This is a genomic window from Crenobacter luteus (genome assembly GCF_004345725.1).
GTDB lineage: Bacteria > Pseudomonadota > Gammaproteobacteria > Burkholderiales > Chromobacteriaceae > Crenobacter > Crenobacter luteus.
In genome coordinates this window covers 1-15,801 of record NZ_SLXG01000036.1, presented here as the reverse complement: position 1 = coordinate 15,801, position 15,801 = coordinate 1, and the positions used below count along the sequence as shown (strand labels likewise).

Genomic DNA, 15,801 nt, shown 5'->3' with positions numbered 1-15,801 from the left:
TTCAGCGTCGAGCTGATCGCGCCGATCGCCATGGAAGAAGGTCTGCGCTTCGCCATCCGTGAAGGCGGTCGTACCGTCGGCGCCGGCGTGGTTGCTAAGATCATCGCCTAATCGCGATACCTGGAAGGTTTATAGGCCAGTAGCTCAATTGGTAGAGTATCGGTCTCCAAAACCGAGGGTTGGGGGTTCGAGACCCTCCTGGCCTGCCAAATAAGACTAACCGGCGATTTTCGCCGGTTGGTCTTTTGTCGCATCAGCGAAGAGAAAATCCCGCATGGAAATGCAAGACAAACTCAAGCTCGCCATGGCCGCGCTGTTGTTGGCTGGTGGCGTTGTGGGCTTCTACTTGGTTCCCGAATCGCAGGGCTTGTTGCGCGCGCTCGCCTTTGTCGCCGGTCTCGCGCTGTCCGCGGGCGCCCTTTGGCTGTCCGCGCCCGGCAAGGCGCTCGTCTCCTATGCGCAGGAGTCCGTGGCCGAGACGCGCAAGGTTGTCTGGCCGGAGCGTCGGGAGGCGTTGCAGCTGACGGGCCTGGTTTTCCTGTTCGTGCTGGTGCTGGCGCTCTTCATGTGGCTGGTGGATTCCGGTCTTTCCTGGTTCTTCTACGATCTGCTGCTGGGGCGAGGATAAGCAATGGCAAAACGTTGGTATGTGGTGCACGCCTATTCGGGCTTTGAGAAGAGCGTGCAGAAGGCCTTGCGCGAGCGGGTCGACCGTTCGGGCCTGCAGGATCAGTTCGGTCAGATTCTGGTGCCGGTCGAGGAGGTGGTCGACATCAAGAACGGCCGCAAATCGATCACCGAGCGCAAGTTTTTCCCGGGCTACGTGTTGGTCGAGATGGAGATGACCGACGACAGTTGGCACCTCGTCAAGAGTACGCCCAAGGTGACCGGTTTCATCGGCGGTACGGCGAACCGCCCGGCGCCGATTTCGGCGAAAGAGGTCGAGGCCATCATGCAGCAGATGCAGGAGGGGACCGAGAAGCCGAAGCCCAAGGTCCTGTTCGAGGTGGGTGAGAAGGTGCGCGTCAACGACGGCCCGTTCACCGACTTCAACGGTGTGGTCGACGAGGTCAACTACGAGCGCAACAAGTTGCGCGTGTCGGTGCAGATCTTCGGTCGCGAGACGCCGGTCGAGCTGGAATTCAGCCAGGTCGAAAAACTTTGATTGGCAGGTTTTTTTGAATCGCGTATAATCGCGCGTTTCGCTGGGGAGCGCTCGTGTCGACGGGCGCGTGATACCCGTTTTAGGAGCAAATCGTGGCAAAGAAGATTGTCGGCTACATCAAGCTGCAAGTGCCCGCTGGTAAAGCCAACCCGTCGCCGCCCATCGGTCCGGCATTGGGTCAGCGCGGCCTGAACATCATGGAATTCTGCAAGGCGTTCAACGCCCAGACCCAGGGCGTCGAGCCGGGTCTGCCGATTCCGGTCGTGATCACCGCCTACGCGGACAAGTCCTTCACCTTCGTGATGAAGACCCCGCCGGCCACCATTCTGCTGAAGAAGGCCGCCGGCATCCAGAAAGGCTCGCCGAAGCCGCACACCGACAAGGTCGGCAAGGTGACGCGCGCCCAGCTGGAAGAAATCGCCAAGACCAAGCAGCCGGACCTGACCGCTGCCGATATGGACGCGGCCGTTCGCATCATCGCGGGCTCGGCCCGTTCGATGGGTCTCGAAGTGGAGGGTGTGTAAGATGGCTAAGCTTTCCAAGCGTCTGCAGGCCCTCAAGGGCGGCGTCGACCGCAACAAGCTGTACCCGGTCGACGAGGCCATCGCGCTGGTGAAGTCCGCCGCGACCGCCAAGTTCGACGAGTCGATCGACATCGCCGTCAATCTCGGCGTCGATCCGCGTAAATCCGACCAGGTCGTCCGTGGCTCCGTCGTGCTGCCGCGCGGCACCGGCAAGTCGGTTCGCGTCGCCGTGTTCGCCCAGGGTGCGAACGCCGAAGCCGCCAAGGCTGCCGGCGCCGAAGTCGTCGGTTTCGACGACCTGGCCGAGCAGGTCAAGGCCGGTCAGCTCGACTTCGACGTCGTGATCGCCTCCCCGGACGCGATGCGCGTGGTCGGTCAGCTGGGTCAGATCCTCGGTCCGCGCGGCCTGATGCCGAACCCGAAAGTCGGCACCGTGACCCCGAACGTCGCCGAAGCCGTGAAGAACGCCAAGGCCGGTCAGGTTCAGTACCGTACCGACAAGTCGGGTATCGTGCACGCGACCATCGGCCGTGCTTCGTTCGAAGCCGATGCGCTGCGCGAAAACCTCAACGCCCTCGTCGACGCGCTGGTGAAAGCCAAGCCGGCCGCCGCCAAGGGTCAGTATCTGCGCAAAGTCGCCGTGTCCAGCACCATGGGCGTCGGCGTGCGCATCGATACCAATAGCGTCACTGCCTAAGTGACGTTCCGGCGGGCCGCTCCGGTCCGCCAAGGCTTTGGGCTGGTGGCGGGTTCGCCCGCCGCCAGATTGTCAAAGACCGTAGGGGCCCCAGGGTTTAATCGCTGCTACAGCGCCCTACGCAGATGGTGTGCCCGAACAGCAGGCTTTATATCTGTTGTCGAAAGAGCCCATGTAGCTCAGGGGTAGAGCACTCCCTTGGTAAGGGAGAGGTCGGCAGTTCAATTCTGCCCATGGGCACCAGTTTCGACGGTGGAATTCCGTAATGTCTCCTGAAGCTGGTCGCCGCTGCACTGAAGGGGGATGGCGCAAGCCGTTCCGTTCATGACTAGGAGGTAGACCTTGAGTCTCAATATCGAAGCCAAGAAGGCGGTAGTGGCTGAAGTGGCGGCAGAAGTTGCCGGCGCCCAGACCATCGTTATCGCCGAGTACCGCGGCATCGGAGTGGGCAGCCTGACCCAGCTGCGCGCCAAGGCGCGCGAGCAGGGTGTGTACCTGCGCGTTCTGAAGAACACGCTGGCCCGCCGCGCGGTCGAAGGTACCCCGTTCGCCGGCCTGGCCGACCAGATGGTCGGTCCGCTGGTCTACGGCGTGTCCGCCGACCCGGTTGCGGCTGCCAAAGTGCTGCATCAGTTCTCCAAGCAGGACGACAAGATCGTCGTCAAGGCTGGTTCCTACGACGGCAAGGTGCTGAACGCCGCCGAAGTGGCCGAGCTCGCGTCGATCCCGGGCCGCGAAGAACTGCTGTCCAAGCTGCTTTTCGTCATGCAGGCGCCGGTGTCGGGCTTTGCTCGCGCTCTGGCCGCCCTGGCCGAGAAGAAGCAGGCCGAAGCCGCTTAATCCGATTTGCTTTAAACGAATACCGATTCAGGAGTTTTACAAATGGCTATTACCAAAGAAGACATTCTCGAAGCCGTTGCTGGTCTGACCGTGATGGAACTGAACGACCTGGTGAAGGCGTTCGAAGAGAAGTTCGGCGTGTCCGCCGCAGCCGTGGCCGTGGCCGGCCCGGCCGCCGGTGGCGCTGCTGCCGCTGAAGAGAAGACCGAATTCGACGTGATCCTGACCGCCGCTGGCGACAACAAGGTGAACGTGATCAAGGTCGTGCGTGCGATCACCGGTCTGGGCCTGAAAGAAGCCAAAGACCTGGTCGACGGCGCGCCGAAGGCTCTGAAGGAAGGCGTGTCCAAAGCCGAAGCCGACGATCTGCTCAAGCAGCTGACCGAAGCCGGCGCGAAGGCCGAAGTGAAATAATCTTCCCTTCGGGAAGATAAAGAGGCTGGCGGAGCAATCCGCCAGCCTTGTTGCGCTTGTACCCGATAGCGCGCCGTGCGACGAAAGAAGGTAAAAGCCAGCAATCCGCTGCAGGTGGCTGCTGACTTTTGGTTTCTTGCGCCACCCCACCTCGATGGAGACTCTATGAGTTATTCGTTTACTGAGAAGAAGCGTATCCGCAAGAGTTTTGCGAAGCGCGATAGTGTTCTCGATGTCCCATTCCTGTTGGCGACCCAGATTGATTCTTACACCGATTTCCTCCAACTGGGGGTGCCGGTAGATCAGCGCAAGGATGCAGGTTTGCAGGCGGCGTTCAAATCGATCTTCCCGATCGTGAGCCACAACGGCTACGCGCGCCTGGACTTCGTGCACTACGTGCTGGGCGAGCCGCCGTTCGACGTCCAGGAATGCCAGCTGCGCGGCATTACCTACGCGGCTCCGCTTCGTGCTCGTATCCGTCTGACTATCCTGGACAAAGAGTCGTCCAAGCCGGTGGTGAAGGAAGTGCGCGAGAACGAGGTGTACATGGGCGAGATTCCGCTCATGACCACCAACGGTTCCTTCATCATCAACGGCACCGAGCGCGTCATCGTTTCCCAGCTGCACCGCTCGCCGGGCGTGTTCTTCGAGCACGACCGCGGCAAGACCCACTCGTCGGGCAAGCTGTTGTTCTCGGCCCGCGTGATTCCGTACCGCGGCTCGTGGCTGGACTTCGAGTTCGATCCGAAGGACCTGCTGTACTTCCGTATCGACCGTCGCCGCAAGATGCCGGTGACCATCCTGCTCAAGGCGCTGGGCTATAGCGAAGAGCGCATCCTGTCCGAGTTTTACAACACCGACACCTTCTACCTGACCGAAAACGGCGTGTTCATGAAGGTGGTGGCCGAGCGTCTGAAGGGCGAGGTCGCCAAGTTCGACATCGTCGCCGGCGACGGCAAGGTGATCGTCCAGAAGGACAAGCGCATCACCGCCAAGCACATGCGCGACATCGCCGCCGCGAACATCGACCGCATCGAGGTGCCGTTCGAGGTGCTGGTGGGCAAGGTGCTGGCCAAGACGGTGGTCAATCCGGACACCGGCGAAGTGCTGGCGCGCGCCAACGACGAGATCACCGACGACCTGATCGCCAAGCTCGACATCCACGGCGTGCCGGAAATCGAGGTGCTGTACACCAACGACCTCGACCAGGGGGCTTACATCTCGCAGACGCTGCGTTCCGACGACATCCAGGATCAGCAGCAGGCGCGCGTCGCGATCTACCGCATGATGCGCCCGGGCGAGCCGCCGACCGAGGATGCGGTCGAGGCGCTGTTCCACCGCCTGTTCTTCAGCGAGGAGACCTACGACCTGTCGCGCGTCGGTCGCATGAAGTTCAACACCCGCACCTACGACTACAAGTTCGACGAGAAGACGCCGGAGTGGTTCAAGACCCTGATCGGCGAGACCTTCGCGCATCGTCGCGACACCACCGATCCGGTGCTGTCGACCGAAGACATCGTGTCGGTGATCGCGATCCTGGTCGAGCTGCGCAACAGCCGCGGCGAAGTGGACGACATCGACCACCTCGGCAACCGTCGCGTGCGTTCGGTCGGCGAGTTGGCCGAGAACCAGTTCCGTGCCGGTCTGGTGCGCGTCGAGCGCGCGGTCAAGGAGCGCCTGAACCAGGCCGAGTCCGACAACCTGATGCCGCACGACCTGATCAACGCCAAGCCGGTGTCGGCCGCGATCAAGGAGTTCTTCGGTTCGTCGCAGCTGTCGCAGTTCATGGACCAGACCAACCCGCTGTCCGAAGTGACCCACAAGCGCCGCGTGTCGGCGCTGGGTCCGGGCGGTCTGACCCGCGAGCGCGCCGGCTTCGAGGTGCGCGACGTGCACCCGACCCACTACGGCCGCGTCTGCCCGATCGAAACGCCGGAAGGTCCGAACATCGGCCTGATCAACTCGCTGTCGGTCTACGCCCGCACCAACGAGTTCGGCTTCCTCGAGACGCCGTACCGCAAGGTGATCGACGGCAAGGTGACGACCGAGATCGACTACCTGTCGGCGATCGAGGAAGGCCGCTACGTGATCGCGCAGGCCAACGCCGAGCTGGATGACGAGGGTCGTCTGGTCGACGAGCTGGTGACCTGCCGCGAGAAGGGCGAAACCATCCTCGCGACGCCGGATCGCGTCCAGTACATGGACGTGGCGACCGGCCAGGTCGTGTCGGTGGCCGCTTCGTTGATTCCGTTCCTCGAGCACGACGACGCCAACCGCGCGCTGATGGGCGCCAACATGCAGCGTCAGGCGGTACCGTGCCTGCGTGCAGAGAAGCCCTTCGTCGGCACCGGTATCGAGCGTTCGGTGGCGGTCGACTCGGGCACCACCGTGGTCGCCCGTCGCGGCGGCGTGGTCGACTACGTCGACGCCGGCCGTATCGTGGTCCGCGTCAACGACGAGGAAGCGGTCGCCGGTGAAGTGGGTGTGGATATCTACAACCTCACCAAGTTCACCCGTTCCAACCAGAACACCAACATCAACCAGCGTCCGGTGGTGAAGGTGGGCGACCTGATCGCCCGTGGCGACGTGGTGGCCGACGGAGCCTCGACCGACCTCGGCGAGCTGGCGCTGGGTCAGAACATGACCATCGCCTTCATGCCGTGGAACGGCTACAACTTCGAGGACTCGATCCTGATCTCGGAGAAGGTCGTCGCCGAAGACCGCTACACCTCGATCCACATCGAGGAGCTGTCGGTGGTGTCGCGCGACACCAAGCTCGGACCGGAAGAGATCACCCGCGACATCCCGAACCTGTCCGAGCGCATGCAGAACCGCCTCGACGACTCGGGCATCGTCTACATCGGCGCCGAAGTCGAAGCCGGGGACGTGCTGGTCGGCAAGGTGACGCCGAAGGGCGAAACCCAGCTGACGCCGGAAGAAAAACTGCTGCGCGCGATCTTCGGTGAGAAGGCGTCCGACGTGAAGGATACGTCGCTGCGCGTGCCGACCGGCATGACCGGTACCGTGATCGACGTGCAGGTGTTCACCCGCGAGGGCATCGAGCGCGACAAGCGCGCGCAGTCGATCATCGACGGCGAACTGAAGCGCTACCGCCTCGACCTGAACGACCAGCTGCGCATTTTCGACAACGACGCGTTCAGCCGTATCGAGCGCCTGATCGTCGGCAAGGTCGCCAACGGCGGTCCGAAGCGTCTCGCCAAGGGCACCGAGATCACCACCGAGTACCTCGAAAGCCTGGGTTCCAAGCACGAGTGGTTCGACATCCGCATGGCCGACGAGGACGTCGCCAAGCAACTCGAGCTGATCAAGGAAAGCCTGGCGCAGAAGCGCGAGGAGTTCGACCTCAAGTTCGACGACAAGAAGCGCAAGCTGACCCAGGGCGACGAGCTGCCGCCGGGCGTGCAGAAGATGGTCAAGGTCTACCTGGCCGTCAAGCGCCGCCTGCAGGCCGGCGACAAGATGGCCGGCCGCCACGGTAACAAGGGTGTGGTGTCGCGCATCCTGCCGGTGGAAGACATGCCGTACATGGCCGACGGCCGTCCGGTCGACATCGTGCTGAACCCGCTGGGCGTACCGTCGCGTATGAACATCGGTCAGATCCTCGAGGTCCACCTCGGTTGGGCGGCCAAGGGCATTGGCGAGAAGTTCGACCGCATGCTGCGCGAACAGCGCGCGGTGGCCGAGCTGCGCGAGCTGGTCGAGAAGGTGTACAACACCACCGGCAAGCGCGAGGACATCGCGTCGCTCTCCGACGCGGAAATCGTCGAGCTGGCGCAGAACCTGCGCCGCGGCATGCCGTTCGCGACGCCGGTGTTCGACGGCGCCAAGGAGCAGGAAATCCGCGCGATGCTCGACATCGCCTACTCGGACGACGACCCGCGCACCGCGCTGCTGGGCTTTAACGAGTCGAAGACGCAGATGACGCTGTTCGACGGTCGCTCGGGCGAAGCGTTCGACCGCAAGGTCACCGTCGGCGTGATGCATTACCTGAAGCTGCACCACCTCGTCGACGACAAGATGCACGCGCGTTCGACCGGCCCGTACTCGCTCGTCACCCAGCAGCCGCTGGGCGGCAAGGCGCAGTTCGGCGGCCAGCGTTTCGGCGAGATGGAGGTGTGGGCGCTGGAAGCGTACGGCGCCGCCTACACGCTGCAGGAAATGCTGACGGTGAAGTCGGACGACGTGACCGGCCGGACCAAGGTCTACGAAAACATCGTCAAGGGCGAGCACAAGATCGACGCCGGCATGCCGGAATCCTTCAACGTGCTGGTGAAGGAAATCCGCTCGCTGGGTCTGGACATCGATCTGGAACGCTATTGATGAAGGCGTGAGCCGGAAAGGTTGGCCGAGGTTCGGCCAACCTTGCGACGGCTCACCCTCACGGGAGTCAAAATGAAAGCTCTGCTTGATCTTTTTAAGCAAGTCACCCAGGAAGAGGAATTCGACGCGATCAAGATCGGCGTCGCCTCGCCGGACAAGATCCGCTCCTGGTCCTACGGTGAAGTCAAAAAGCCCGAGACGATCAACTACCGCACCTTCAAGCCGGAGCGCGACGGTCTGTTCTGCGCGCGCATCTTCGGCCCGGTGAAGGACTACGAGTGCCTGTGCGGCAAGTACAAGCGTCTCAAGCATCGCGGCGTGATCTGCGAGAAGTGCGGCGTCGAGGTGACGCTGTCGAAAGTGCGCCGCGAGCGCATGGGCCACATCGAGCTGGCCAGCCCGGTCGCCCACATCTGGTTCCTGAAGTCGCTGCCGTCGCGTCTGGGCATGGTGCTCGACATGGCGCTGCGCGACATCGAGCGCGTGCTGTACTTCGAAGCCTTCGTCGTCACCGAGCCGGGCATGACCCCGCTGCAGCGCGGCCAGCTGCTGACCGAGGAAGACTACCTCGACAAGCTGGACGAGTACGGCGAGGAATTCGTCGCCATGATGGGCGCCGAGGCCGTGCGCGAGCTGCTGCGCAAGATGGACATCGGCAACGAGATCGAGGACCTGCGCCGCGAACTCGAATCGACCGGTTCGGATACCAAGATCAAGAAGATCGCCAAGCGCCTGAAGGTGCTCGAGGCCTTCCAGCGTTCGGGCATCAAGCCGGACTGGATGATCCTCGAAGTGCTGCCGGTGCTGCCGCCGGAGCTGCGCCCGCTGGTGCCGCTGGACGGCGGCCGCTTCGCGACCTCCGACCTGAACGACCTGTACCGCCGCGTCATCAACCGTAACAACCGCCTGAAGCGACTGCTCGAATTGCGCGCGCCGGACATCATCGTGCGCAACGAGAAGCGCATGCTGCAGGAATCGGTCGACTCGTTGCTCGACAACGGCCGTCGCGGCAAGGCGATGACCGGCGCCAACAAGCGCCCGCTGAAGTCGCTGGCCGACATGATCAAGGGCAAGGGCGGCCGTTTCCGTCAGAACCTCTTGGGCAAGCGCGTCGACTACTCCGGCCGTTCTGTCATCACCGTCGGCCCGTATCTGCGTCTGCACCAGTGCGGCTTGCCGAAGAAGATGGCGCTCGAGCTGTTCAAGCCGTTCATCTTCCACAAGCTCGAAGTGCTGGGCCTGGCCACCACCATCAAGGCGGCCAAGAAGCTGGTCGAGCAGGAAGTGCCGGAAGTGTGGGACATCCTCGAAGAGGTGATCCGCGAGCATCCGGTGCTGCTGAACCGTGCGCCGACGCTGCACCGTCTCGGCATTCAGGCCTTCGAGCCGGTGCTGATCGAGGGCAAGGCGATCCAGCTGCACCCGCTCGTGTGCGCGGCGTTCAACGCCGACTTCGACGGCGACCAGATGGCCGTCCACGTGCCGCTGTCGCTTGAGGCGCAGATGGAAGCCCGCACGCTGATGCTGGCGACCAACAACGTGCTGTCGCCGGCCAACGGCGAGCCGATCATCGTGCCGTCGCAGGACATCGTCCTGGGTCTTTATTACATGACCCGCGACAAGGTGAACGGCAAGGGCGAAGGCATGGTGTTCGCCGACCTGGCCGAGGTGCACCGCGCCTACGGCAACGGCGTCGTCGAGCTGGCCAGCCGCATCACCGTGCGCCTGAAGGAGTGGGAGCACGACGAGCAGGGCGAATTCGTGCCGGTGAGCCGTCGCTACGAGACCACCGTCGGTCGCGCCATCCTGTCGGAAATCCTGCCGAAGGGCCTGGGCTTCGAGTACATCAACAAGGCGCTGAAGAAGAAGGAAATCTCCAAGCTGATCAACGCCTCGTTCCGCCGCTGCGGCATCCGCGACACGGTGATCTTCGCCGACCAGCTGATGTACACCGGTTTCGCGTACTCGACCCGCGGCGGCATCTCGATCTGCGTCGACGACATGGTCGTGCCGGCCAAGAAGGTCGAGCTGCTGGCCGACGCGCAGCGCGAGGTTAAGGAGATCGAAGAGCAGTACCGCCAGGGTCTGGTGACCCAGGGCGAGCGCTACAACAAGGTGGTCGACATCTGGGGTCGCACCGGCGACAAGGTCGCCAAGGCGCTGATGGACGAGCTGGCCAAGCAGAAGGTGCTCGACCGCGACGGCAAGGAAGTCGACCAGGAGTCGTTCAACTCGATCTACATGATGGCCGACTCCGGTGCGCGGGGCTCGGTGGCGCAGATCCGTCAGCTGGCCGGCATGCGTGGCCTGATGGCCAAGCCGGACGGCTCGATTATCGAAACGCCGATTACCTCGAACTTCCGCGAGGGTCTGACCGTTCTGCAGTACTTCATCTCGACCCACGGCGCCCGTAAGGGTCTGGCCGATACGGCGCTGAAGACCGCGAACTCCGGTTACCTGACGCGTCGTCTCGTCGACGTGACGCAGGATCTGGTGGTGATCGAGGACGATTGCGGCACCAGCCACGGCTTCAACATGAAGGCGGTGGTGCAGGGCGGCGACGTGATCGAGGCGCTGCGCGACCGCATCCTCGGCCGCGTCACCGCGACCGACGTGGTCGACCCGTCGAGCGGCGGTACCGTGATCGAGGCCGGCACGCTGCTGGACGAGAACATGGTCGACATGATCGACAACCTCGGCATCGACGAAGTGAAAGTGCGCACGCCGATCACCTGCGAAACCCGCTACGGCCTGTGCGCCAAGTGCTACGGTCGCGACCTGGCGCGCGGCAAGATCGTCAACGCCGGCGAGGCGGTCGGCGTGATCGCTGCGCAGTCGATCGGTGAGCCGGGTACCCAGCTGACCATGCGGACCTTCCACATCGGTGGTGCCGCGTCGCGAGCCGCCGCCGCCAGCCAGGTGGAAACCAAGTCGAACGGTACCGTGCGCTTCGGCAGCCTGATGCGTTACGTCACCAACAGCAAGGGCGAGCTGATCGTGATCACCCGCTCCGGCGAAGTGGTGATCCACGACGACGTCGGCCGCGAGCGCGAACGCCACAAGGTGCCGTACGGCGCGACGCTGCGCGTGACCGACGGCGTCGCGGTCAAGGCCGGCACGCCGCTGGCGACCTGGGACCCGCACACCCGTCCGATCATCACTGAGTACGCCGGCCGCGTCCGCTTCGAGAACGTCGAGGAGGGCAACACCGTCGCCAAGCAGACCGACGACGTGACCGGTCTGTCGACGCTGGTCGTGATCGATCCGAAGCGCCGCGCCGGTTCGCAGAGCAAGATGCTGCGCCCGCTGGTGAAGCTGATCGACGAGTTCGGCAACGAAGTGAAGCTGGCCGGTACCGAAACCCCGGTGACCATCACCTTCCAGGTCGGCGCGATCATCACCGTGAAGGACGGCCAGGAAGTGGGCGTCGGCGAGGTGCTGGCGCGTCTGCCGCAGGAAACGTCGAAGACCCGCGACATTACCGGTGGTCTGCCGCGAGTGGCCGAGCTGTTCGAAGCGCGTTCGCCGAAGGACGCCGGCATGTTGGCCGAGGTCACCGGTACCGTGTCGTTCGGCAAGGACACCAAGGGCAAGCAGCGTCTGATCATCACCGACATGGACGGCAACGGCTACGAGAGCCTGATCCCGAAGGACAAGCACGTGCTGGTGCACGACGGCCAGGTGGTGAACCGCGGCGAATCCATCGTCGACGGTCCGGTCGATCCGCACGACATCCTGCGCCTGCAGGGTATCGAGGAGCTGGCGCGCTACATCGTCCAGGAAGTGCAGGAGGTGTACCGCTTGCAGGGCGTGAAGATCAACGACAAGCACATCGAGGTGATCATCCGCCAGATGCTGCGTCGCGTGATCATCACTGACTCGGGCGACACCGACTTCATCCAGGGTGAACAGGTCGAGCGCGCCGAAGTGTACGCGGCCAACGACAAGATGCTGGCCGAGGACAAGATCCCGGCGCAGTACGAAAACGTGCTGCTCGGCATCACCAAGGCGTCGCTGTCGACCGATTCGTTCATCTCGGCGGCCTCGTTCCAGGAAACGACGCGCGTGCTGACCGAAGCCGCGATCATGGGCAAGAAGGACGACCTGCGCGGCCTGAAGGAGAACGTGATCGTCGGCCGCCTGATCCCGGCCGGTACCGGTCTGGCCTACCATCGCAACCGCCGCCGCCAGGAGCTGGGCATCGACGCGTTGGCCGGCGCGCCGCTGGCCGAGGTCGGCGCCGAGTCGATCGAAAGCCAGGACTAAGCCCCACCCCGATTCGGGGCTGTAAAAAACGCTGCCAATTCAACGGTTAACGCTGGATTGGCGGCGTTTGTTTCATTGACGCGCGGTCAAGGGCTCCCCTATAATCCTGCGATTCGGCAGGAGACTGCCGTTTTTTCACTCAATAGGAACCTGAGTAATGCCAACCATTAACCAACTCGTGCGCAAGGGCCGCGTCGCCGTCAAGGCGAAGAGCAAGGTCCCGGCACTCGAAGCTTGCCCGCAGAAACGCGGCGTGTGCACCCGCGTCTACACCACCACCCCGAAGAAGCCGAACTCGGCGCTGCGTAAGGTGTGCAAGGTGCGCCTGACCAACGGTTTCGAAGTGATTTCCTACATCGGTGGTGAAGGCCACAACCTGCAGGAACACTCGGTGGTGCTGATCCGCGGCGGTCGTGTGAAAGACTTGCCGGGTGTGCGTTACCACACCGTGCGCGGCTCGCTGGATACCGCTGGCGTGAAAGACCGTAAGCAGGCCCGTTCGAAGTACGGCGCCAAGCGTCCCAAGTAAGTCGTCGCGACGGACTGAGGCGTTATTGAGACGGCGGCCCGCCAAGGTCGTCGAGTAAGTGGCCGCTTCGATGAGCGGTCGCGAGCGTGAAGCTCAACTGAATTGAATAGTAAGGAATTGAAATGCCAAGACGCAGAGAAGTACCGAAGCGCGACATCCTGCCGGATCCGAAGTTCGGTTCGCAGGACCTGTCCAAGTTCATGAACGTCGTGATGATGGACGGCAAGAAATCCGTCGCCGAACGCATCGTGTACGGCGCGCTCGAGCAGATCGCCAAGAAGAGCGGCAAGGACGCGATCGAGGTGTTCAACACCGCCATCGCCAACGTCAAGCCGATCGTCGAGGTCAAGAGCCGTCGCGTGGGTGGTGCCAACTACCAGGTTCCGGTTGAAGTACGCCCCGCACGTCGCCTCGCGCTGGCCATGCGCTGGCTGCGCGAATCTGCCCGCAAGCGCGGCGAGAAGTCCATGGACCTGCGTCTGGCCGGTGAGCTGCTCGACGCGGCCGAAGGCCGTGGCGGCGCCATGAAGAAGCGTGAAGAAGTGCACCGCATGGCAGAGGCCAACAAGGCCTTCTCGCACTTCCGCTTCTAATTCAACTTACTCGAGAAGGTTTCCGCTGTGGCTAGGAAAACCCCCATCGAGCGCTACCGCAATATCGGTATCAGCGCTCACATCGACGCCGGCAAGACCACCACGACCGAGCGCATCCTGTTCTACACCGGTGTGAACCACAAGCTGGGTGAGGTGCACGACGGCGCCGCGACCACCGACTGGATGGAGCAGGAGCAGGAGCGTGGCATCACCATTACCTCCGCTGCCGTGACCACCTTCTGGAAGGGCATGGGTCTGCAGTATCCGGAGCACCGCTTCAACATCATCGATACCCCGGGCCACGTGGACTTCACCGTCGAGGTGGAGCGTTCCATGCGCGTGCTGGACGGTGCCGTGATGGTGTACTGCGCGGTCGGTGGCGTGCAGCCGCAATCCGAGACCGTGTGGCGTCAGGCCAACAAGTACAAGGTGCCGCGTCTGGCCTTCGTCAACAAGATGGACCGCCAGGGCGCCAACTTCTTCCGCGTCGTCGACCAGATGAAAACCCGTCTGCGCGCGAACCCGGTGCCCATCGTGGTGCCGATCGGCGCCGAAGAGGGCTTCACCGGCGTCGTCGACCTGCTGAAGATGAAAGCCATCATCTGGGACGAAGCCTCGCAGGGCATGAAGTTCGAGTACGGTGACATCCCGGCCGATCTCGTTTCCGTCGCCGAAGAATGGCGCGAGAAAATGATCGAGGCGGCCGCCGAGGTCAACGAAGAGATGATGGACAAGTACCTGGGTGGCGAAATGCTGACCGAGGAAGAAATCATCGGCGGTCTGCGCGAGCGCACCCTGAAGGGCGAGATCCAGCCGATGCTGTGCGGTTCCGCGTTCAAGAACAAGGGCGTGCAGCGCATGCTCGACGCGGTGATCGAACTGCTGCCGTCGCCGGTCGACATCCCGCCGGTCGCCGGCGAGTCGGATGGCCAGCCGGCCAGCCGTATTGCCTCGGACGACGAGAAGTTCTCGTCGCTGGCGTTCAAGCTGATGAACGACCCGTACGTCGGCCAGCTGACCTTCTTCCGCGTGTACTCGGGTGTCGTGAACTCGGGCGACACCGTGCTGAACTCGGTCAAGGGCAAGAAAGAACGTATCGGCCGCATCGTGCAGATGATGGCGAACGACCGCATCGAGCTCGAAGAAGTGCGTGCCGGCGACATCGCCGCCGCCATCGGCCTGAAGGAAGTCACCACCGGTGAAACCCTGTGCGCCGCCGACGCGCCGATCGTGCTCGAGCGCATGGAGTTCCCGGAGCCGGTGATCCACGTCGCCGTCGAGCCGAAGACCAAGGCCGACCAGGAGAAGATGGGCGTCGCCCTGAACCGCCTGGCCAAGGAAGACCCGTCGTTCCGCGTGCGTACCGACGAAGAATCGGGCCAGACCATCATCTCGGGCATGGGCGAACTGCACCTCGAGATCATCGTCGACCGCATGAAGCGCGAATTCGGCGTGGAAGCCAACGTCGGCGCGCCGCAGGTGGCCTACCGCGAAACCATCACCAAGACCGTGACCGACGTCGAAGGCAAGCACGTCAAACAGTCCGGCGGTAAGGGTCAGTACGGCCACGCGGTCATCACGCTGGAGCCGTCCGGCGAAGGCAACGGCTACAAGTTCATCGACGAGATCAAGGGCGGCGTGATTCCGCGCGAATTCATCCCGTCGGTGGACAAGGGTATCCAGAACACGCTGCAGAACGGTATCCTCGCCGGCTTCCCGGTGGTGGACGTGACCGTGCGCCTGACCTTCGGCTCCTACCACGACGTCGACTCGTCGCAGATCGCGTTCGAACTGGCCGGTTCGCTGGCGTTCAAGGAAGCCATGCGCCGCGCCGGTCCGGTGATTCTCGAGCCGATGATGGCCGTCGAAGTGGAAACCCCGGAAGAGTACATGGGCGACGTGATGGGCGACCTGAACCGTCGTCGCGGCATCGTGCAGGGCATGGACGACGACGGTCTGGGTGGCAAGATCATCCGCGCCGAAGTGCCGCTGTCGGAAATGTTCGGCTACTCGACCGACCTGCGTTCGGCGACCCAGGGTCGTGCGACCTACTCGATGGAGTTCAAGCACTACTCCGAAGCGCCGAAGCATGTCGCTGACGCGATCATGAACGCCAAGAAATAAACGCGCTGTCGGCCGGGCCGCCTAGGCTCGGCCAACCTTTACGTTCTTTAAATCAAGGATTTTTGCAAAATGGCAAAAGAAAAGTTCGAGCGGACCAAACCGCACGTAAACGTTGGCACCATCGGTCACGTTGACCATGGCAAGACCACCCTGACCGCCGCTATCACCACCATTCTGTCGAAGAAGTTCGGTGGCGAGGCCAAGGGTTACGACCAGATCGACAGCGCGCCGGAAGAAAAGGCTCGTGGCATCACCATCAACACCGCGCACGTCGAGTACGAGACCGCTACCCGTCACTACGCGCACGT

General features: G+C 63.0%; 13 protein-coding genes and 2 tRNA genes. All 15 read left to right on the top strand.

Features of this window, described 5'->3' with window-relative positions; all coding sequences use genetic code 11:
- The coding region (locus tag EV683_RS13715; RefSeq protein ID WP_131862843.1) for an EF-Tu C-terminal domain-related protein at window positions 1-111 on the top strand (111 nt) is incomplete at its 5' end.
- A 22-nt stretch (window positions 112-133) separates the two neighbouring features.
- A tRNA-Trp gene (locus tag EV683_RS13710) sits at window positions 134-209 on the top strand.
- A 65-nt stretch (window positions 210-274) separates the two neighbouring features.
- Complete coding sequence (secE, locus tag EV683_RS13705) at window positions 275-628, top strand: preprotein translocase subunit SecE (RefSeq protein ID WP_082824165.1); 354 nt, start codon at window positions 275-277, stop codon at window positions 626-628.
- A 3-nt stretch (window positions 629-631) separates the two neighbouring features.
- A complete protein-coding gene (gene nusG / locus EV683_RS13700) occupies window positions 632-1,165 on the top strand; it encodes a transcription termination/antitermination protein NusG (RefSeq protein WP_066612146.1) in 534 nt (177 codons plus the stop codon).
- A 92-nt stretch (window positions 1,166-1,257) separates the two neighbouring features.
- The gene (gene rplK / locus EV683_RS13695; protein WP_066612144.1) at window positions 1,258-1,689 is read left to right on the top strand and encodes a 50S ribosomal protein L11; all 432 of its coding nucleotides are present in this window, start codon (window positions 1,258-1,260) and stop codon (window positions 1,687-1,689) included.
- Window position 1,690: 1 nt separating this feature from the next.
- Window positions 1,691-2,386, top strand: coding sequence for a 50S ribosomal protein L1 (gene rplA, locus EV683_RS13690; RefSeq protein ID WP_066612142.1), 696 nt, complete (start codon window positions 1,691-1,693; stop codon window positions 2,384-2,386).
- A 168-nt stretch (window positions 2,387-2,554) separates the two neighbouring features.
- Window positions 2,555-2,629, top strand: a tRNA-Thr gene (locus EV683_RS13685).
- 99 nt (window positions 2,630-2,728) lie between these two features.
- A complete protein-coding gene (rplJ, locus tag EV683_RS13680; protein WP_066612140.1) occupies window positions 2,729-3,226 on the top strand; it encodes a 50S ribosomal protein L10 in 498 nt (165 codons plus the stop codon).
- 42 nt (window positions 3,227-3,268) lie between these two features.
- Window positions 3,269-3,640, top strand: a complete 372-nt coding sequence (gene rplL / locus EV683_RS13675) for a 50S ribosomal protein L7/L12 (RefSeq protein WP_066612138.1) — start codon at window positions 3,269-3,271, stop codon at window positions 3,638-3,640.
- A 165-nt stretch (window positions 3,641-3,805) separates the two neighbouring features.
- Complete coding sequence (gene rpoB / locus EV683_RS13670; protein WP_066612136.1) at window positions 3,806-7,981, top strand: DNA-directed RNA polymerase subunit beta; 4,176 nt, start codon at window positions 3,806-3,808, stop codon at window positions 7,979-7,981.
- Between the two features lie 72 nt (window positions 7,982-8,053).
- A complete protein-coding gene (rpoC, locus tag EV683_RS13665; protein WP_066612134.1) occupies window positions 8,054-12,247 on the top strand; it encodes a DNA-directed RNA polymerase subunit beta' in 4,194 nt (1,397 codons plus the stop codon).
- 157 nt (window positions 12,248-12,404) lie between these two features.
- Window positions 12,405-12,776 carry a 30S ribosomal protein S12 gene (rpsL, locus tag EV683_RS13660; protein WP_066612132.1) on the top strand — a complete coding sequence of 124 codons (372 nt, stop codon included), beginning with the start codon at window positions 12,405-12,407 and terminating at the stop codon, window positions 12,774-12,776.
- A 122-nt stretch (window positions 12,777-12,898) separates the two neighbouring features.
- Window positions 12,899-13,369, top strand: a complete 471-nt coding sequence (gene rpsG, locus EV683_RS13655) for a 30S ribosomal protein S7 (RefSeq protein WP_066612130.1) — start codon at window positions 12,899-12,901, stop codon at window positions 13,367-13,369.
- A 27-nt stretch (window positions 13,370-13,396) separates the two neighbouring features.
- On the top strand, window positions 13,397-15,493 hold the full coding sequence (gene fusA / locus EV683_RS13650; RefSeq protein ID WP_131863166.1) for an elongation factor G: 2,097 nt from the start codon (window positions 13,397-13,399) through the stop codon (window positions 15,491-15,493).
- Between the two features lie 69 nt (window positions 15,494-15,562).
- Window positions 15,563-15,801 (top strand): GTP-binding protein (locus EV683_RS13645; protein ID WP_243694770.1); only part of this gene is annotated, 239 nt, incomplete at its 3' end.